The organism is Paraburkholderia hiiakae (genome assembly GCF_904848665.1).
Classification (GTDB): Bacteria; Pseudomonadota; Gammaproteobacteria; order Burkholderiales; family Burkholderiaceae; genus Paraburkholderia; species Paraburkholderia hiiakae.
In genome coordinates this window covers 135,681-155,880 of record NZ_CAJHCQ010000004.1, presented here as the reverse complement: position 1 = coordinate 155,880, position 20,200 = coordinate 135,681, and the positions used below count along the sequence as shown (strand labels likewise).

The window sequence follows — 20,200 nt, the reverse complement described above, 5'->3', positions numbered from 1 at the left end:
CCATTTTTTAGCGCGAACCTGCCGCGCCCGTTGCGCGCCGCTCTGGTGCAGGTTTCCTTTCGGCAACGTTCGCGTCGCCCTGGCCGCGCGCCAGCACAGGCGCGAGCGCCGCGCCCGTATGGCTCGCCCGCACCTTCGCGAGCGCTTCGGGATCGGCAGCCGCGACAATGGTGCCACCACCCACGCCCCCTTCCGGACCAAGGTCGATGATCCAGTCGGCCTCGGCGATCACGTCGAGGTCGTGCTCGATCACGACGACGCTATGCCCCGCGTCCGCGAGTCGGTGCAGCACGCTGATGAGGCGCGCCACGTCGGCCATGTGCAGGCCCACGGTGGGCTCGTCGAGCACGTAGAGCGTGTGCGGCGCCTTCTGCCCGCGGCGCGTGATGTCATCGCGCACCTTGGAAAGCTCGGTCACGAGCTTGATGCGCTGCGCCTCGCCGCCCGAGAGCGTGGGCGAAGGCTGGCCGAGCGTGAGGTAGCCGAGACCCACGTCCTTCATCAGCTGTAGCGGATGCGAAATACTCGTGATCGCCCCGAAGAATTCCACCGCCTCGTCGATTTCCATCGTCAGCACTTCGCCGATATTCCGGCCGCGCCACGTAACCGCCAGCGTTTCCGGATTGAAGCGCTGGCCGTGGCATACGTCGCACGGGACCTTCACGTCGGGCAGGAAGCTCATGCCGATGGTGCGCACGCCCTGGCCTTCGCACGCGGGGCAGCGTCCGTCGCCGGTATTGAACGAGAAACGCGACGCGCTGTAGCCGCGGGCGCGCGCCTCGAGCGTATCGGCGAAAAGGCGGCGGATCGCATCCCACACGCCGATATAGGTCGCGGGGCACGAGCGCGGCGTTTTTCCGATCGGCGTCTGGTCCACTTCGAGAACGCGGTCGATGCTTTCCCATCCGCTAATCGAATCGCAGCCCTGCCACGTATGCGAAACGTCGAGCTTCGGCTTGGCGCTCGTGCGCGCGAGCACGCTCGAACGGCGCTCCGCCGCGCTCGGCGCTTTCTCCTTCACCGCCTTGCGCGCGCGGCGCTCGGCTGGCGAGGACAGCACCGAGCGCCCCACGGCGTCGAGCAGATTGGAGAGCAGCACGTCGCGCGCGAGCGTGGACTTGCCCGAACCGCTCACGCCCGTAATCGCCACGAGGCGGCCAAGCGGAATCTGCGCGGTCACGTTGCGCAGGTTGTGCAGCTTGCCGCCGTGCACGGTGAGCCATTGCCCCGGCACCGCTTCACGCCCGGCGCGCGCAGGACGCACTTCGCGGCGCGGTTGCAGCGGATGCTGGATCGGATGCGCGAGATAGCGGCCCGTGAGCGATTCGGGCTGCGCCGCGAGATCGGCAACACTGCCTTGCGCCACCACACGGCCACCGCGTTTGCCCGCGCTCGGGCCAATGTCGATGATGTGATCGGCGCGCCGGATCGTGTCCTCGTCGTGCTCGACCACGACGAGCGTGTTGCCCTTCTCGCCGAGGCTGCGCAACGCGTTCAGCAGAATCTGGTTGTCGCGCGGATGCAGGCCGATGGTCGGCTCGTCGAGCACGTAGCACACACCCTGCAAATTGCTGCCCAGTTGCGCGGCGAGACGAATGCGCTGCGCCTCGCCACCCGAAAGGCTCGGCGCTGCGCGATCGAGGCTCAGATAGCCGAGCCCCACTTCCTCCAGGAACTGCAGACGGCTGCGGATTTCGCTCACCACGTCACGTGCGATTTGCGCATCGCGGCCGTTAAGCTTCAGCGTATCGATCCAGCGGCGCGTGTCCGCCACGGTCCATTGCGCGACGTCGACGATGGGATGCGCGTCGAACGTCACGGCGCGCGCCACGGGATTCAGGCGCGTGCCGCCGCAATCGTGGCACGGCTCGTCGACCATGCCGTCGGGCTCCTGCTCTTCCGAAGGCAAGGTTTGTTCACGGCCACGGCCGTCTTCGGCCACGATCGTGTCGTCGTAGGCGGCGCGCTGTTCGCGCGTCAGTGCGAGGCCTGTGCCCACGCAGGTCGTGCACCAGCCGTGCTTGCTGTTGTACGAGAACATGCGCGGATCGAGTTCGGGATAGCTCGTGCCGCACACTGGGCACGCGCGCCGCGTGGACAGCACCTTCACCTCACCGACGCTCGCCGTCGAGCCGCCATTGCCAAGCACATGATCGAGACCGTCGAGCGGCGCAAGCAAGTGCACCACGCCTTTGCCCGCTTCGAGCGTCGCGCCGAGCATGGCGCGCAATTGCGCCTCGTTTTCAGGCTCGATCACGAGGTCGCCCACGGGCAGTTCAATCGTATGTTCGCGGAAGCGGTCGAGCTTGGGCCACGGCGCGACCGGCACGAATTCGCCATCCACGCGCAGATGCGTATTGCCGCGCGCCTTCGCCCACTTCGCGAGATCGGTATAGACGCCCTTGCGATTGATGACGAGCGGCGCGAGCAAACCGACATGCTGACCGCGATGTTCGCGCAGCAGTTGCGCGACGATCGCATCGACGCTCTGCGACGTCACGGGCGTGCCGTCATGCACGCAGTGCTGCACGCCGAGCTTCACGTAAAGCAGACGCAGGAAGTGCCACACCTCCGAGGTCGTGGCGACGGTACTCTTGCGTCCGCCGCGCGACAGGCGCTGCTCGATTGCGACAGTCGGCGGAATGCCGTACACGGCATCGACTTCGGGACGACCCGCCGGCTGCACGATCGAACGCGCGTAGGCATTGAGCGATTCGAGGTAGCGCCGCTGGCCTTCGTGAAAGAGGATGTCGAACGCGAGCGTGGACTTGCCCGAGCCCGACACGCCCGTGATGACGTTGAAGCGGCCATGCGGAATATCGACGTCGAGCGCCTTGAGGTTGTGCTCGCGCGCGTTCACGATGCGCACCACGTCTTCGCCCTGCACGTCGCGGCGCGCCTGCGCGGCACGCAACGCAGTTTGCAGCGCCACGCCGTCTTCTTCGGCCAGCAGTTCGGCGCCGCTGCCAAGCGCCGCTTCGTAGCGTTCGAGCGCCGCGCCCGTATGCGAGCGCGGGCAAGCGATCGCGTCTTCGGGCGTGCCGACGCACACCACTTCGCCACCAGCGTCGCCACCTTCGGGGCCGAGATCGATCAGCCAGTCGGCGGCGCGGATCACGTCGAGGTTATGCTCGATCACGAGCAGTGAGTGACCGCCTGCTAGCAGCTTGCCGAAGGCGCGCATCAGCTTGGCGATATCGTCGAAATGCAGGCCCGTGGTCGGCTCGTCGAACATGAAGAGCCGGCGACCCGCCTCCTTGCCGCGCGACTGCGCGGTCTCCGCGAGATAGCCCGCGAGCTTGAGGCGCTGCGCCTCGCCGCCCGACAGCGTCGGCACCGGCTGGCCGAGCTTCACGTATTCGAGGCCCACGTCCACGATAGGCTGGAGCACGCGCAATACTTCGGCATCCTCAGCGAAGCATTGAACCGCTTCGCTCACCGTGAGGTCGAGCACGTCCGCCACGGAAAGCGTGCGGCCGGCGCGCTCGATCTTCACTTCGAGCACTTCCGGGCGATAGCGGCTACCGTCGCAATCGGGGCAACGCAGATACACATCGCTCAGGAATTGCATTTCGATGTGCTCGAAGCCCGAGCCGCCGCAAGTCGGGCAGCGACCTTCGCCCGAGTTGAAGCTGAACATGCCCGCCGTATAGCCGCGCTGCTTCGCGAGCGTCGCCTTGGCGAACAGCTTGCGGATCTCGTCGAACGCGCCCACGTAGCTGGCCGGATTCGAGCGCGCCGTCTTGCCTATCGGCGACTGGTCGACGAACACGGCGTCGCTGATTTGCTCCGCGCCGCTCAGCTTGCGGAACGTGCCCGGCGCTTCCGTCGCTTTGCCCAGATGCCGCGCGAGCGCGGGATACAGCACGTCCTGCACGAGCGTCGATTTGCCCGAGCCCGAGACGCCCGTCACGCAAACGAGCCGCTGCAAGGGGATCTGCACGGTCACGTCGCGCAGGTTGTGCTCGCTCGCGCCTTCGAGCAGAAGATTCGGCGTGGACGCATCAACCGGGCGGCGCTCCCAGTGTGAAGCGTCGGCAACGGCGCGGTGGCCGCCCAGATACTCGCCCGTCAGGGTGCCCGAGGAGCGGATATCGTTCGGCGTGCCGTCGTAGACGATCGTGCCACCGCGCTCGCCGGGACCGGGGCCCATGTCGATGAGGCGGTCGGCCGCGAGCATCACGGAAGGATCGTGCTCGACCACGACGAGCGTGTTGCCGGCGTCGCGCAGACGGTGCATCGCTTCGACAATGCGGTTGAGGTCGCGCGGATGCAAGCCGATGCTCGGCTCGTCGAGCACGAACAGCGTTTTCGTGAGCGACGTGCCGAGCGCCGTGGTCAGGTTGATACGCTGCACTTCGCCGCCCGAAAGCGTGCGGCTCTGGCGGTCGAGCGTGAGATAGCCGAGGCCAACATCGCAGAGATACTTCAGACGCGTGCGCACTTCCTCGAGCAGCAACTTGAGCGCGTCGTCGAGCAATGCTGAGGAAAGCGAAAGATTGTCGAAGAAGCGGCGAATGCGCTCGATCGGCAGCAGCATCACGTCATGCACGGTGAGGCCCGGCAGCGCTTCGAGCTGCGCGCGCGTCCAGTCCACGCCGTGCGGCAGGAAGCGCCTCGATGGCGCAAGGACTTCGTCCGCGTTCTGCTGCGTGCCGAGACGCCACTGCAAGGCCTCGGTTTTCAGGCGCGCGCCGCCGCAGGTTTCGCACGGCGTGTAGCTGCGGTACTTCGACAGCAGCACGCGAATGTGCATCTTATAGGCCTTCGACTCCAGATACTGGAAGAAGCGCTTCACGCCGTACCACTGCGTTTGCCAGCTACCCTTCCAGTCCGGCGCACCGTTGATGACCCAGTCGCGCTGCGCCTGTGTAAGTTCGGACCATGCCGTATCGCGCGGGATGCCGGCTTTCGCGGCATAGCGCATCAGGTCGTCCTGGCATTCCTTCCACGCCGGCGTTTGCAGCGGCTTGATCGCGCCCCCGCGCAGCGTCTTGCGCTCGTCGGGGATCACGAGACCCCAGTCCACGCCGATCACGCGACCAAAACCGCGGCACGCGTCGCAGGCGCCGTAGGCCGAGTTGAACGAGAACAGCGCGGGCTGCGGATCGGCGTAGCGCAAATCGCTGTCCGGGCAATGCAGGCCGGTCGAAAAGCGCCAGATCTGCGGCTCGGCCGCAGCCTCCGCGTCGCCGCTCTCCAGCACGTAGATGTTGACGCGCCCGCTGCCGCGCTTGAGCGAGGCTTCGATCGCCTCGATCGCGCGGCTCTTCTCCACGTTCCGCATGCGGAAACGGTCGGCGACCACGTCAAGCAGCTTGCGCGTGCCTTCGGCGGTCTTCACCTCGCGCTGCGCCTGCACGCGCGTATAGCCGCTCGCGGAAAGCCATTGCGAAACTTCTTCCTCGGTGGTCGTGTCGGGCAACTCGACCGGGAACGTGACGACGAGACGCGGATCGCCCGCGGCCGTGCGCGCCATCAGTTCGGAGTAGATCGTCTCAGGCGTGTCGTGCCGCACGGGCTGCGCCGTGACGCGGTCGAACAGATTCGCGGCGCGCGCGTAGAGCAGCTTCAGGTGGTCGTTCAGCTCCGTCATCGTACCGACCGTGGAGCGCGAGCTACGCACGGGGTTGGTCTGGTCGATGGCGATGGCGGGCGGCACGCCGTCCACGCGATCGACCTGCGGCCGGTCCATGCGGTCGAGGAACTGGCGCGCGTAGGCGCTGAACGTTTCAACGTAGCGGCGCTGGCCTTCCGCGTAAAGCGTGTCGAAGACGAGGCTCGACTTGCCCGAGCCCGAAGGCCCGGTGACGACCGTCATTTCGCCGGTGTGCAGGTCAAGGTCGAGGTTCTTGAGGTTGTGCTGGCGGGCACCACGGATTCGGATAGATCGGTTTTCGCTCACTTGCGCTGGCATTCCGGCTGGGATCACGCGTGGGGCCGGGCGGCGCGCGTGGGGCGGCGCGGCCCGGAATCTTGCAGCGCGGCGCGCGCGGGAAAATCGGCGCGCAGCCCTGGCTGTCAGGCTAGGATTCTACTGTATATTTATACAGGCCGCTGGATGCCCATCTGGCCGAGGATATAACGCCGGATGCCCCTTATTTACGGACCGGATCGCCCTATTTCGCCGCGGCGCACCACATGCCTTCGTACGCCGCCTCGACGTCACGCGCGAAACGCTCGCCGTCCATGAGCGGCGAGGCCGCCATGCGCTCGCGCAGCGTCGCGCGCAGATTTACGAGGCGCGGCAGGTCGTTCGCTAGACTCACCGCCGTCTCCACAAACGCGTCGTCGGAATCAGCGGCCAGTTCGGCGAGGCCAAGGTTCGCCAGCTGGCTCAAGCCCGCGCGCCCCGCCACCGTCGCCCCGATGCGCGTGACGACGGGCACGCCCATCCACAGCGCGTCGAGCGACGTGGTGTGGCCGTTATACGGCAACGTGTCGAGCCCGAGATCGATCTCGTGATAGCTGCGCAGATAATCCGCGCGCGGCCTGAACGGCAGGAAGCGCACGCGCGCCGGGTCGATGCCGGCCTGCGCGAGCCGCTGCACGAGGCGGCGCCTCGCTTCGCCTTCGGCGGCCATGAGCACGAGGCGCGCGCGAGGCAAGCGGGCGAATACACGGGCCCACAGATTCAGCGTCGAATCCGTGAGCTTGCAAGGGTTGTTCAGGCTGCCGAACGTGACGTGTCCCGCGTTCGATGCCGGCAGCGCATTCACTTCGGGTTCCGAAGCAAGCGCGTCATAACACCAGAACGTATGCGGCAAACGCCACGACTTTTCGCTGTAGTGGCCATCGTGCTCGGGCGGATCGAGCCAGGGATCGGTAAGCCGCCAGTCCATCGAGCCGATTCCGGTCGTGCCGGGATACGCGAGCCAGGCGACCTGCACCGGCGCCGGCTTGCGCGCGAACAGCAGAGGCCGGCCATCGGACATGTGCATCGTGAGATCGACGAGGATATCGATGCCGTCCGCGCGGATCTGGTCCGCCAGCGCCGCATCGCTCAGCGTGCGTACGTCGTGCCACTTTTCGACGTGCGCGGCGAGACGTGCGGTCGTCGTATCGGGCCGCACTACGCTTGAATACGCGTGAATTTCGAAGCGCGTGTGGTCGTGGTGCGCGAAAAGCGGTGTCATGAACAATGCCTGGCAATGCTCACGAAAATCGCCCGATACGTAACCGATGCGCAATCGCCTTCCCGCTGCGGGTTCGGCAGACACGTGCGAGCGTTGCGCGCTGAGCGGCGCTTCGTGCTGCGCAGACCAGCGTCTCGCCTCGTCGAGAATCACCTGCGGATCGGCGGCCTGGAACGACAACGCGTACAGAAGGTTGCTGTGCGCGATGAGGTTGCCGGGCTCGCTCGCTACGGCCCGGCGAAAGCATTCGATGCCTTCGTCCAGGTCCCCGCTGTCCTTGAGCACGTTGCCGAGATTGTTGAGCGTGGCCGAGCGCGATGGGTCGAGGTCGAGCGCCTGGCGCAATAGCGCTTGCGCCTCGTCGAGGCTGCCGAGCGTGCGCATCAGGTTGGCGGCGTTGTTGAACGCGTCGACGAAATCCGGCCGCGTGTGGATGGCCGTTTCGTACGCCTCCTGGGCGCCCCGATGCTCGCCGAGATCGCGGCACACATTCCCCAGGTTGTTGGCCGCTTCCGCGTGCGCGGCATCGAGCGCGAGCGCGCGGCGATATTGCGCTTCGGCGTCGCGCAAACGGCCACATGCCTGAAGCGCGACACCGTAGTTGTAGGCCGCATGCGCGATATGCGGTTCGATGGCCACCGCGCGCTCGAGCAAGGGCAACGCTTCGTCGAAACGCTCGAGGCGAGTCAGCAGCACGCCGAGGTTGATCATCGCGACTGCGGTGTCCGGTGCGGCCGCCAGCGCTGCGCGCAAACTGTCGAGCGCCTCCTCGTCACGCCCTTGCTCCTGCAACAGCGAACCGAGGTTCGTCAACGCGTTGGCATCGCCCGGTTGCAAGGCGAGCGCGCGACGATAAGCCGCCTGGGCCTCGTCGGAATCGCCCAGCAGACGCAAGCAATTGCCGAGGTTGTTCCAGACATCGGCCCGATTCGCCTCGCGCTCCAGCGCCGCTCGCCACGCTTTCACCGCCTCCGCCAGCGCACCCTGCGCCTGCAACGCCGAGCCGAGCCCACACCAGAGATCGGCGGACGAAGCGTCGTCCGCCAGCAGGCCGTGATAGATCTGGGCCGCTTCGGCATGGCGCGCGGCCATGGCATACGCCTGCCCCAACGCTTCGCGGTAGCGCCGCTGACCGGGGTCGACGGCGAGCGCGCGCTGCAACCAGCCGATCGCATCGGCCGGCGCGCCTTCCTGCAAGCCGATTACGCCGAGGCGAAACATCGCACCCGCGTGCGTTGCATCGACTGCAAGAAGTTGCGCATACAACTGACGCGCGCGGGGCAGGTCGCCTGCGAAATGGCTCTCGCTGGCGCGCTCGTAGAGGGACTCGTTCTGCATCGGGCTCACTGAATTCGTGCAACGGGGTCGTTACCAAACCTTACCCAATATTAACGGCAGTTTCTTTCGAAAACTTCTCCCCATCTTCATTACCAACTATTGAGCACGTTCATCGCACGCGAAAACCCTTTCCTTCAAACTTGAAAGGCAGGCGGACGTGCGGCGGCACCGCGATGCGCAACGCATCCGGCCGCGCGCCGCCACTCAGCTTCGACAGGAGCCCGACGATGAACAAGACGATGCAAGCCGCGGTAGTCCGCGCATTTGGCAAACCCCTCGTGCTGGAGGAAGTGGCCGTTCCCACCCCGGGACCCGGCGAGCTGCTCGTGAAAATCGAAGCGTGCGGCGTGTGCCACACGGACCTGCACGCCGCGCACGGCGACTGGCCCGTGAAGCCGCAGCCGCCGTTCATTCCCGGTCACGAGGGAGTCGGTTATGTCGTGGGTGTGGGCGCGGGCGTCACGCACGTCAAGGAAGGCGATCGCGTAGGTATTCCGTGGCTCTATTCGGCGTGCGGCCATTGCGAACATTGCCTGGGCGGTTGGGAAACGCTTTGCGAGCAGCAGCAAAACACCGGCTATTCGGTCAATGGCGGCTTCGCTCAATACGCGAAAGCCGACGCGAATTACGTGGGCCTGTTGCCGAAAGATATCGACTTCATTGAAATTGCGCCCGTGCTTTGCGCTGGCGTGACGGTCTACAAGGGCCTGAAAGTCACCGACACGCGCCCGGGCAACTGGGTCGTGATTTCCGGCGTGGGCGGCCTTGGCCACATGGCCGTGCAATACGCACGCGCGATGGGGCTCAACGTCGCCGCCGTCGATGTCGACGATACGAAACTCGAGCTTGCGAAACGCCTCGGCGCGACCGTGACGGTCAACGCGAAAACGACCGATCCCGCGGCGTATCTGAAGAAGGAAATTGGCGGCGCGCACGGCGTGCTCGTCACCGCGGTCTCGCCCATTGCGTTTTCGCAGGCGCTCGGCATGGTGCGCCGGGGCGGCACGGTGTCGCTGAACGGCCTGCCGCCCGGCGACTTCCCGCTGCCGATCTTCGACATGGTGCTAAGCGGCGTGACCGTGCGCGGTTCGATCGTCGGCACGCGTCTCGACCTCGAAGAGTCACTGATGTTCGCGCAGGAAGGCAAGGTCAAGGCGACCGTCTCCACCGACAAGCTGGAGAACATCAACGACGTGTTCGCGCGCATGGAGCGCGGCGCGATCGAAGGCCGCGTCGTGCTCGATATGGCGGGTTAGGCGGCGCGCGGCGGCTCAAAGCTGCGTTAAGCCGCTCAAAGTAACAAGCGCCGGACACCGCTGCGAAGCGATGTCCGGCGCTTGCCAGTCACCATGACGAAAGCGGCGTCAGTCCGCGATGTCCACGCCCGTCAACATCGTCACCTCGGGCGGCTGCGCCAACCACGCACCGACCTGCGCGCGGAACGCAGCATAGTGGGCGCTCTCGCGATGCGCCTGCACCGCAGCTTCATCGACATAGGCTTCATAGAGGTAAAAGCCCGGTGCGCCATCTGCGCGGCGCAGCAGGTCGTAGCGCAAATTGCCCGGCTCCTTGCGCGTGTGCGTGACCATGTCGCGCGTCAGCGTTTCCACGTCGGCGACATGTTCGGGCTTGGGCGTGATACTCGCTATTAGATAGACAGTCATCGGAATTCCCTCGTCATCAACGGTTTTGCGGATCGGCAAATTTCAGCCGACCTTGTAGCGCTCGAGCCAGTGCGCGTACGGCGCGGGCAAGGTCCACGCGGCACGCTCGACACCCAGCTCCTGGGCGGCGTAATACGGCCAGTGCGGATTCGCGAGATGCGCGCGCCCGACCATCACGACGTCGAGCTGCTCCTTCGCCACCGAGCGCTCGGCCAGTTCCGGCGTGCCGATACCCCATGCCGACGACACCGGCAGACCGGTTGCGCGGCGCACCTTCTGCGCGATCGGCGCGAGGAACGCGGGCGCCCACGGAATCTGCGCGGCGGGCGTCGAGAAACCGACGCTCACGCCCAGCATGTCGAGGCCTTCGCGCTTGAAACCCTTCGCCACTTCGATCGATTCGGCGAGCGTTTCCTCGTCGCGGCCATCGTACTCGATCACGCCAAAGCGCGCCGTCAGCGGCAGGTGCTCCGGCCAGACCTTGCGCACCGCGGCCAGCGTTTCCAGCAGGAAACGGCCGCGGTTTTCGAGGCTGCCGCCATAAGCGTCGTCGCGGTGGTTCGAGTGCGTCGAGAAAAAGCTCTGACCGAGATAGCCGTGCGCAAAGTGCAGTTCGAGCCATTCGAAGCCGGCTTCGAGCGCGCGTTTCGCCGCGGCCACGAAGTCCTCGCGCACGCGCGCGATGTCGTCGATCGTCATCGCCTTCGGCACCTTCGGCAGATGCGCGCCGAACGGCGTTGCCGAAGGCGCGATGGTCTGCCAGCCGCGCGCGTCGCCTTCGACAATATGGTCGTCGCCTTCCCACGGGCGGTTCGCGCTTGCCTTGCGGCCCGCGTGCGCAATCTGGATGCCGGGCACCGCGCCCGCCGCCTTGATCGCGGCGACGGTCGGCTTGAACGCCTCCATCTGCGTGTCGTTCCACAGGCCCGTGCAACCCGGCGTGATGCGGCCTTCGGGCGAAACCGCCGTCGCCTCGACGATCACGAGGCCCGCGCCGCCGCGCGCGATCTGCGCGTAGTGGACGTGGTGCCAGTCGTTGATCACGCCATCGACGGCCATGTACTGGCACATCGGCGGCACGGCGATGCGGTTGCGCAGGGACACGCCCTTGAGCTTGAACGGTTCGAACAATGCGGACATCTACAGCTCCTTTCTTGGCACAGGTCGCGCATCGCGCGGCACCTGCGCCGGTTGGCAAAAAACGGGATTTCCTTGCGGCAACGCGCAGCACGACACGCGCTGCGAGAACGGCTCGCAGCGTTGCCGAAAGGAAATAGAGAGAAGCGAACGCGCTCGCAGAAAGCCGGCGCGTTCGCGAAGCATCAACGGCGGCGAAGCGCCGCGAGCAGAGCCTCGGCGACCGGTTCGGACGAAGCCGGGTTCTGGCCCGTGATGAGCAGCCCGTCAGTTGCGACGTGCGGCTGCCAGTCGGCGGCCTTCGAATACTGGCCGCCGTTGGCCTTCAACATGTCCTCGACGAGGAACGGCACGACGTCGGTCAGTTGCACAGCCGCTTCTTCGTCATTCGAAAACCCGGTGACCGACTTGCCGGCCACGAGCGGCTTGCCATCCGCAGCCTTCACGTGACGCAGCACGCCCGGCGCATGGCAGACGGCAGCGACAGGCTTGCCCGCGGCGATGGTCTTTTCGATCAGCGCGATCGAAACAGGATCTTCGGCCAGATCCCAAAGCGGGCCGTGGCCGCCCGGGTAGAACACAGCGTCGAACGCGCTCGCGTCGATATCGGCGAGACGTTTCGTATTGGCAAGCGCCGTTTGCGCCTCAGTATCGGATGCGAAACGCCGCGTCGCATCGGTTTGCGCGGAAGGATCGCTGCTCTTCGGATCGAGCGGCGGCTGGCCGCCCTTGGGCGATGCGAGCGTGAGTTCGGCACCAGCGTCGCGCAGCGCGTAGTACGGCGCGGCGAACTCCTCGAGCCAGAAGCCCGTTTTCTTGCCCGTGTTGCCGAGGTCCTCGTGCGAGGTCAAAACGATCAGTACCTTCATCGGCATTCCTTTATCGGTTAGGTTCGGATACCGGTCCCTCATGATCTATTAGACCGGTCGTCTAGTTCATCCGCGCAATACGCGACAATCGCGCGCAGTTCCCGCGCCGCTGCTTCGCGTTGGATTATTTGCCCGGAGGCAGGTTCAGCAGAATTCGTGTGGTCGCCAGGGCCGCATCGAGCGGCTTGCGGTCGCGGTGGATCTTTTCGAGCAGCGTCGCGCCGAGCCACAGTTCGTAGAGCGTCACCGCCATGCTCGTGGCATCGTTCACGCCCGCAAGCGAGCCATCCGCGCGCCCTGCCTCGATACACGCGGTAATGCGCGAGATAGTCGCATCGGTACCGCGACGCAGCGCCTCGCGCATCGCCTCGGAAAGGTCGCTCACCTCCGCGCCCAGCTTCACCGCGAGACACTTGCCTACAGGATCGTCGGCACACTGGATCAGGCGCCAGTCGTCCCAGTAGCGCATCAACTTCTCGGCCGCCGTGCCCGGCGCGCGCAAAAGCATGCCGTCGAGACGCTCCGCATATTCGGCGAAATACGACGTGAGCAACGCTTCGCCGAACGCTTCCTTCGAGCCGAAATAGTGATAGAACGACCCTTTAGGCACACCGGCGGCCGCGAGGATCTCATTGAGACCGACCGCGGAAAACCCCTTGCCCAGCAGAATGGGCATGGCGGTATCGAGGATGTGTTGCCGCACTTCAACGGCTGCCGTCGCATTCATGAGGTGGCATGTTACAGAGCGATTAGACCAGTCGTCTAGTAATCTCCCACGATGAGTAATGGCATTGCAGCGCAACCGGTCACATCACACGCGAGAGAGGCAACCCATGACGTCACGCACCCTGCTCTGTTACGGCGATTCCAATACGCACGGCACGAAGCCGCTTACCGTGCCCGGCGTGTCCGAGCGATTCGGCCCCGCCGAGCGCTGGCCCGGCGTCCTGCGCGAAGCGCTCGGCCCGGGCTGGACGATAATCGAGGAAGGCTTGCCCGCGCGCACCACGGTTCACGACGATCCCATCGAAGGGCGGCACAAGAACGGGCACGCTTATCTGCGCCCATGCCTCGAAAGCCAGTTGCCGGTGGACGTGGTCGCGTTGATGCTCGGCACCAACGACCTCAAGACGCGCTTTTCCGTCACGCCCACCGACATTGCGAACTCCGTGGACGTGCTGCTCGAAACACTCGTCGCGTGCCGCGCGGGTCCGGGCGGCTCGACGCCGCACGTCCTGCTCATGTCGCCGGTGCCGATCGAAGAGATTGGCTTCCTCGGCGAGATCTTCACGGGCGGCGCGGCCAAGTCGCGCCTGCTTGCGCCGCTCTACGAGCGCGTGGCCGTGAAGTATGGCTCGGCGTTTCTCGACGCCGGCGAGTTCGCCACGGTCAGCACGACCGACGGCATTCACTACGAAGCCTCGCAGCACCATCGCCTCGGCAAGGCCGTCGCGGAAGTCGTGCGCCAACGCTTTGGCGCATAACCGCACATAGAGCCGCAGAAATGAAAAACGCCGCCAGCCCGAAGGCCTGGCGGCGTTTCCATTTGCGCTTCACTCGAAACGAGCGAAGCGCAAGTCCAGCAACGATGAGCGCTTAACGCGACATCATGTTCATGCTGACGTTGTGCATGACCCACAGCGTACCGACGACCACGATCAGGACCGTCAACACCGTGAAGCCAAATGCCGTCACGTTCCAGCGCTGGCCCGACGACGTGTTCATGTGCAGGAAGAACACGAGGTGAACCACGATCTGCACCGCAGCCAGCGCGGCGAGGCCGAGCAGCGCGGTTTCGCGCGGAAAGCCGCCGTGCAGCACGAGCCAGAACGAAGCGGCCGTGAGCACCACCGCCAGGACGAAACCTGCCACGTAGCTGCCTACGCTGCCATGGCTTTCTTCTTCATGGATGGAATGAGCACTCATTTAAATCACGCTCGCAAGATAAACAAAGGAGAACACGCAGATCCAGACGATGTCCAGAAAGTGCCAGAAGAGGCTCAGGCACGTCAGGCGGCGCAGTTCGCGCTCGCCCAGCGTCGGGGCCTTCGCGACCTGAACCATCAGGACGATCATCCAGATCATGCCCATCGTCACGTGGATACCGTGCGTGGCGACCAGCGTGAAGAACGACGAGAGGAACGCGCTGCGGCTCGGGCCTGCGCCTTCTTCGATCAGGTGCGCGAATTCATGCAGTTCGAAGTACAGGAAGGTCGCGCCCAGCACGAACGTGATGGCCAGCCACAGCAGAACCTGGCCGGTGCGCTTCTTGTACGCCGCAATCATCGCGAAACCGTACGTGATGGACGACAGCAGCAGCACTGCCGTTTCCATGGCCACGCCCGGAATGTCGAACAGGTCCTTGCCCGTCGGGCCGCCTGCGAACTGGTTCTGCATCACGGCGAACACTGCGAACAGCGAGCCGAACAGAATACAGTCGGTCATCAGGTACAGCCAGAAGCCGAACACCGAGTGTGAAGGCGGGTGATCGTGGTGATCGTGCTCCGCCAGTGCGGCCGCACTTGTCTTCGTCAACATCAGTTGGCCTCCAGTGCTTCTTCAATCTTGCCACCGCGTTGCTTGTCGGCAAACGCCTTGACCAGTGCGCGACTACGCGCTTCTTCGTCTGCCCGGACCTTGGCGGCCGGGATGTAATAGCCTTCGTTCTTCTGGAAGCTGTAGGCGATGGCCGTGCCGAGAATGCCGACGAAGCCAACGATCATGAGCCACCAGATGTGCCAGATGCCAGCAAAGCCGAGCACCAGGCTGAAGAAACCGATGAACACACCTGCGCTCGTGTTCGAGGGCATGTGGATGTCGGTGTACTTCGTGTTCGCGACGTCCACGGTTTCGCGGCCGGTTTCCTTCAGGTGCGCAAACTCGTCGAGCTCGCTCACGTGCGGAATGATCGCGAAGTTATACGACGGCGGCGGCGACGAGATCGCCCACTCCAGCGTACGGCCACCCCACGGATCGCCCGTCAGGTCGCGGTTTTCCGGCAGGTTGCGGTCGCGGATCGACACGTACAGCTGCAGCAGTTGATGCGCGATACCGATTGCCACGAGCACGGCGCCAACCCACGCGATGATCATCCACGGCTGCCATGCCGGATTGTCGTAGTGGTTCAGACGGCGGGTTGCGCCCATGAAGCCGAGCACGTACAGCGGCGTGAAGGCGACATAGAAGCCCGAGAGCCAGAACCAGAACGCGCGCTTGCCGAGCTTTTCGTTGAGCTTGAAGCCGAAGGCCTTCGGGAACCAGTAGTTGAAGCCAGCGAGGTAGCCGAACAGCACGCCGCCGATGATCACGTTGTGGAAGTGAGCAATCAGGAACAGCGAGTTGTGCAGCACGAAGTCCGCGCCCGGGATCGCCATCATCACGCCGGTCATGCCGCCGATGGTGAAGGTGACCATGAAGCCGATCGTCCAGAGCACCGGCGAGGTGAACTCGAGGCGACCGCGGTAGATCGTGAACAGCCAGTTGAAGATCTTCACGCCCGTCGGGATCGCGATGATCATCGTCATGATGCCGAAGAACGCGTTGACGTTCGCGCCCGAACCCATCGTGAAGAAGTGGTGCAGCCACACGAGGAACGAGAGCACCATGATCGAGCAGGTCGCGTAGACCATGGTCTTGTAGCCGAACAGCGGCTTCTTCGCGTAGGTCGCGACGACTTCCGAGAAAATACCGAACGCCGGCAGGATCAGGATGTACACCTCGGGGTGACCCCAGGCCCAGATCAGGTTCAGGTACAGCATGGCGTTGCCGCCGCCGTCATTCGTGAAGAAGTGCGTGCCGATGTAGCGGTCGAGGCCGAGCAGCGCGAGCGTCACGGTCAGGATCGGGAACGCGGCCATGATCAGCACGTTCGTGCACAGCGCCGTCCACGTGAACACCGGCATCTTCATCATCGTCATGCCGGGGGCACGCATCTTGATGATGGTGACGAAGAAGTTCACGCCGGTCAGCAGCGTGCCGACACCCGAAATCTGCAGCGCCCACAGGTAGTAATCGACGCCTACCCCTGGACTGTATGCAAGCTCCGAAAGCGGCGGATACGCGAGCCAGCCAGTCTGCGCGAACTCACCCACGACGAGCGAGATCATCAGCAGGATGGCGCCGACTGCGGTCATCCAGAACGACAGCGAGTTCAGGAACGGGAACGCGACGTCACGTGCGCCGATCTGCAGCGGCACGATGATGTTCATCAGGCCGACCATGAAGGCCATGGCCATGAAGAAGATCATGATCACGCCGTGCGCCGTGAAGATCTGGTCGTAGTGGTGCGGCGGCAGATAGCCCGGCGCGTTGTACGCGAGCGCAAGCTGGGTACGCATCATGATTGCGTCGGCAAAGCCGCGCAGCAGCATGATGAGGGCGAGGACGATGTACATCACGCCCAGACGCTTGTGGTCGACGCTCGTCAGCCACTCGGTCCAAAGATATTTCCACTTACCGAGGTAAGTGATGCCACCGAGCACCAATGCGCCGATGAGTGCCATGCCGATCATCGTGCCGACGATAATCGGCTCGTGATACGGAATGGCATCCAGTGTAAGTTTTCCGAACATGCTTGGCTTACCCCTTGGTCACACACGACGGGTCACTGAAATTCGTGACGTGGCCGTTGTTGTACTTCGCGATGATGTTGTTGAAGAGCTTCGGGTCGACCGTCGAGAAGTACTCAACCGGAGCCTTCTCGCTCGGCTGTGCGACCGTTGCGTATTGATCCATGGAAAGCTGCGTCTGCGACGTCTTCACCTTCTGGACCCACGCGTCGAAGTCTTGCTGGCTCGTGGCGATCGTGCGGAACTTCATGTCCGAGAAGCCCTTGCCGCTGAAGTTCGCCGAGAGGCCGGCATAGTCGCCAGCGTGGTCGGCGATCAGATGCAGACGCGTCTGCATGCCAGCCATCGCATAAACCTGGGTGCCAAGCTGCGGGATGAAGAACGAGTTCATCACCGAGTCCGAGGTGATGCTGAAGTTCACCGGCGTGCCAACGGGCACGGCCAGCTGGTTCACCGTCGCGATACCGAGATCCGGGTAGATGAACAGCCACTTCCAGTCGAGCGCCACAACTTCGACGTTGATCGGCTTGACGTTGGATTCGAGCGGCTTGTAGGGGTCGAGCTCGTGCGTGGTATTCCACGTGAGCACGCCGAGGAACAGAATGATCAGCGTCGGGATGGTCCAGACGACGATTTCGATCGCCGTCGAGTGCGACCACTTCGGCGCGTAGGTGGCGCTACGGTTCGACGCGCGATAGCGGTACGCGAACCAGAGCGTCAGGATGATCACCGGGATCACAACAATCAGCATGGCCCATGTGGAGGTAGCGATCAGCTGCTTTTCCGCCACGCCCACACTTCCCTTGGGGTCGAGGAGCTCCATGTTGCATCCGGAAAGACACAAGGCCAATCCGGCGCTTACGGGAAGCAGTAACCTTTGAAAGGTCGTTCTTTTCATCACGTTTGCCTGAATTTCATTCATTGAATTGTTCCGGACGCGTCCCCTGACATCCGACAAAGGAAGCGCGCCCGCATCATACAGCCGCTTTGATATTTCGCAATCAATGAATGTGGAAAATGACCTTTGTCAAAAGAAGATTGAGACACTTTGTCGCATGTGTTCGCGAGGTTTGTCGCGCCTCGGAAACACACGCACGTCGCGCCCTTCTCCGCCCTTGACAGCGGCCCGCCGCGGCTATTTTTCGAGCTTCAAAACTCGAAACCAGCTGGACGCACAAACGCGCCGCGCCGCCCGGAAGCGGTGCGGCGCGTTGGTTGCGCCGTCAATCTTTAGCGATCACGTCGGCGAGTGCGGAGCACGAACGTCCGTGCCCGCGCGCACTGCGTCAGCAGGCGCTCCATCGTCGACAGGTTGCTTGCTGCGACCGGCCTGGGTGACGAGGTTCGCCGCCGAGAGCTCGATCGCGTCGGTCATCGGCTTCGGGTAGAGGCCGATTGCGAGCACGAACGCTGCGAGCGAAGCGAAGATCAGCGTTTCGCGGCGGCCGATGTCGGCCAGCTTCGCAACGCCCTTGTTCGCCACAGCGCCAAAGATCACGCGCTTGTACATCCACAGGGTGTACGCAGCGCTCAGAATGACGGTCGTCGCGGCGATCGCGCCGACCCAGAAGTTCACGCGGATCGCGCCCATGATGACCATGAATTCGCCCACGAAGCCCGACGTGCCCGGCAGGCCGAGGTTGGCCATGCAGAACAGCATCATGAAGGTGGCGTAACGCGGCATCACGTTGACGACGCCGCCGTAAGCCGAGATCGTGCGCGTCTTGGTGCGGTCGAACAGCACGCCGATCGAGAGCAGCATGGCGCCCGAAACGAAGCCGTACGAGATCATCTGCACGATCGCGCCTTCGGTGCCGATCTGGTTGAAGAGGAACAGGCCCAGCGTGACGAGACCCATGTGGGCGACCGTCGAGTACGCGAGCAGCTTGGTCATGTCGGTCTGCGCGAGCGCGAGCAGGCTCGAGTACACCACGGCCACGAGCGAGAGCGTGATGATGGCCGGCGCGAAGAAGTGCGCGGCGTCAGGCGTGATCGGCAGCGTGAAGCGCAGGAAGCCATAGCCGCCCAGCTTCAGCATGGCCAGCATCACGGTCGCGCCGGTCGGCGCTTCGAGGTGGACGTCGGGCAGCCACGTGTGGAACGGCCACATCGGGACCTTCACCGCGAAGGCCGCGAAGAAGCCGATGAAGATGAGGAGCTGCGGAACGAAGCCAAGCGTGAGGTTGTGCCACACCGCCATGTCGAAGGTGTGCGACTGGCTGTAGAGGTACAGCATCGACACCAGCATCATCAGCGAGCCGCCGAACGAGAAGAAGAAGAACTTGACCGCGGCGTAGGTGCGGCGCGCATTGCCCCACGAGCCGATCAGCAGGTACAGCGGGATCAGCGTGGCTTCGAAGAACACGAAGAACAGCATGCCGTCGGTCGCCGCAAAGGTGCCGACCATCAGGCCCGAGAGAATCAGGAACGCGCCGAAGTACTGGGCGACGCGCACCGTGATCGATTCCCACGAGGCGATCACGATCACAAGCGTCGTGAACGCGGTGAGCACCACGAGCCACATCGAAATGCCATCGATTCCGAGCCGCCACGCCACGCCGAACTCAGGCAGCCATTCGCGGAATTCGACGAACTGCATGCCGGCCGCGTGGTTGTCAAAGCCGGAGATGAGCGGGAGGGTCAGCAACAGACCCACGACGGCGCCAACGAGCGACAGCCAGCGGGCGCGCTGCGGATGACGATCCGACCCGAGGCGCAGCACGGCCACGCCGAACAGGATGGGAATCCAGATCGCCAGACTCAGGAATGGAACGGATTGCATTTCAACAGGACCTCAAAAATGCGGAGCAAATAGCTTCCACGGCGCACGTTCAGGTGCGCAAGCAACTTGAAAGATTGACGCGGGGTGAAAATCGAACCAGGCTGGCTGTAATGTATTTGTCAGCGACGAGGCGAAATGCAACACACGTTCAAGGGTTAACGAGGGTAAACGGAATACGGAAGTTTTGCAGCGCAACAACACGGGCCGGATCGATGATTGACGCAAGTCATTGTTTTTATTCAGAAACGTACTAAGAGAAAAAACAACAAATAGGCCGTTACAGCCCATTTTTGATCGCGAAAACAACGTTTTCGACCTCCTGGGCGCCATGATGCGCGGCAGGCTGTCACGCTGCGCGGCCCGAATAATACATTACTTGTTTCTTTCAGTTCAATGACTTATGCATCGGGGTGTGGCCCCGGACGGCGCACAAAACGCGTGCCAGGCCCGGCCCGCGCGCCCTTGCGCGGTGCAAAAAAAAGCCCCAGCCTTCATGGGGCCGGGGCCAACTCTCACGTTGCGCCAGAGCACTGGAACACGCATGGCCCGCACTTTAGCGGCTCGTGTCCCCGTCATTAAGGGCGCTGGCTGGAACAGTCCCTTCCCGGTTCTGGCAGGTCATGTTTTCGCTGCATGCCGCCCCTATTTACAAATGAGAATCATTTGCATTTGAGCGAAATTTGCCCCAGAATAGAGCCCATGCCGG

General features: G+C 63.9%; 13 protein-coding genes. 2 read left to right on the top strand and 11 right to left on the bottom strand.

Translation table 11 applies throughout. The features are described 5' to 3' along the window. Positions 1-7 precede the first annotated feature (7 nt). Both uvrA and JMY28_RS09925 read right to left on the bottom strand, forming a co-directional pair. Positions 8-5,905, bottom strand: coding sequence for an excinuclease ABC subunit UvrA (uvrA, locus tag JMY28_RS09930; protein ID WP_201695729.1), 5,898 nt, complete (start codon positions 5,903-5,905; stop codon positions 8-10). A 214-nt stretch (positions 5,906-6,119) separates the two neighbouring features. Beyond that, on the bottom strand, positions 6,120-8,474 hold the full coding sequence (locus JMY28_RS09925; protein ID WP_201695728.1) for a tetratricopeptide repeat protein: 2,355 nt from the start codon (positions 8,472-8,474) through the stop codon (positions 6,120-6,122). Between the two features lie 227 nt (positions 8,475-8,701). Between JMY28_RS09925 and adhP the strand changes: the two genes are divergently transcribed. Then, positions 8,702-9,730, top strand: a complete 1,029-nt coding sequence (gene adhP / locus JMY28_RS09920; RefSeq protein ID WP_201695727.1) for an alcohol dehydrogenase AdhP — start codon at positions 8,702-8,704, stop codon at positions 9,728-9,730. A gap of 108 nt (positions 9,731-9,838) precedes the next feature. Here the strand turns inward: adhP and JMY28_RS09915 are convergent, their stop codons facing one another. From JMY28_RS09915 to JMY28_RS09900, 4 genes are all read right to left on the bottom strand, one after another. After that, positions 9,839-10,138, bottom strand: coding sequence for a putative quinol monooxygenase (locus tag JMY28_RS09915; protein ID WP_201695726.1), 300 nt, complete (start codon positions 10,136-10,138; stop codon positions 9,839-9,841). Between the two features lie 42 nt (positions 10,139-10,180). Then, positions 10,181-11,278, bottom strand: a complete 1,098-nt coding sequence (locus JMY28_RS09910; protein ID WP_201695725.1) for an NADH:flavin oxidoreductase/NADH oxidase — start codon at positions 11,276-11,278, stop codon at positions 10,181-10,183. A gap of 182 nt (positions 11,279-11,460) precedes the next feature. Then, complete coding sequence (locus JMY28_RS09905) at positions 11,461-12,144, bottom strand: type 1 glutamine amidotransferase domain-containing protein (RefSeq protein ID WP_201695724.1); 684 nt, start codon at positions 12,142-12,144, stop codon at positions 11,461-11,463. A gap of 124 nt (positions 12,145-12,268) precedes the next feature. After that, complete coding sequence (locus JMY28_RS09900; protein ID WP_201695723.1) at positions 12,269-12,871, bottom strand: TetR/AcrR family transcriptional regulator; 603 nt, start codon at positions 12,869-12,871, stop codon at positions 12,269-12,271. 106 nt (positions 12,872-12,977) lie between these two features. Here JMY28_RS09900 and JMY28_RS09895 point away from each other — a divergent pair, with 106 nt between their 5' ends. Continuing rightward, positions 12,978-13,628, top strand: coding sequence for an SGNH/GDSL hydrolase family protein (locus JMY28_RS09895; protein ID WP_201695722.1), 651 nt, complete (start codon positions 12,978-12,980; stop codon positions 13,626-13,628). Positions 13,629-13,740: 112 nt separating this feature from the next. Here JMY28_RS09895 and cyoD read toward each other — a convergent pair whose 3' ends face one another. The 5 genes from cyoD to JMY28_RS09870 all read right to left on the bottom strand — a co-directional run bounded on the left by cyoD (position 13,741) and on the right by JMY28_RS09870 (position 19,494). Continuing rightward, positions 13,741-14,070 (bottom strand): cytochrome o ubiquinol oxidase subunit IV, encoded by a 330-nt coding sequence (gene cyoD, locus JMY28_RS09890; RefSeq protein WP_201695721.1) that lies wholly within the window; start codon positions 14,068-14,070, stop codon positions 13,741-13,743. Continuing rightward, positions 14,071-14,682 (bottom strand): cytochrome o ubiquinol oxidase subunit III, encoded by a 612-nt coding sequence (cyoC, locus tag JMY28_RS09885; protein WP_042263565.1) that lies wholly within the window; start codon positions 14,680-14,682, stop codon positions 14,071-14,073. Then, positions 14,682-16,715, bottom strand: coding sequence for a cytochrome o ubiquinol oxidase subunit I (gene cyoB / locus JMY28_RS09880; protein WP_201695720.1), 2,034 nt, complete (start codon positions 16,713-16,715; stop codon positions 14,682-14,684). Before cyoB ends, cyoC begins: the two co-directional genes overlap by 1 nt. A 7-nt stretch (positions 16,716-16,722) precedes the next feature. Next, complete coding sequence (gene cyoA / locus JMY28_RS09875) at positions 16,723-17,610, bottom strand: ubiquinol oxidase subunit II (RefSeq protein ID WP_201695719.1); 888 nt, start codon at positions 17,608-17,610, stop codon at positions 16,723-16,725. A gap of 339 nt (positions 17,611-17,949) precedes the next feature. Beyond that, on the bottom strand, positions 17,950-19,494 hold the full coding sequence (locus JMY28_RS09870) for an NADH-quinone oxidoreductase subunit M (RefSeq protein ID WP_201695718.1): 1,545 nt from the start codon (positions 19,492-19,494) through the stop codon (positions 17,950-17,952). Positions 19,495-20,200 lie beyond the last annotated feature (706 nt).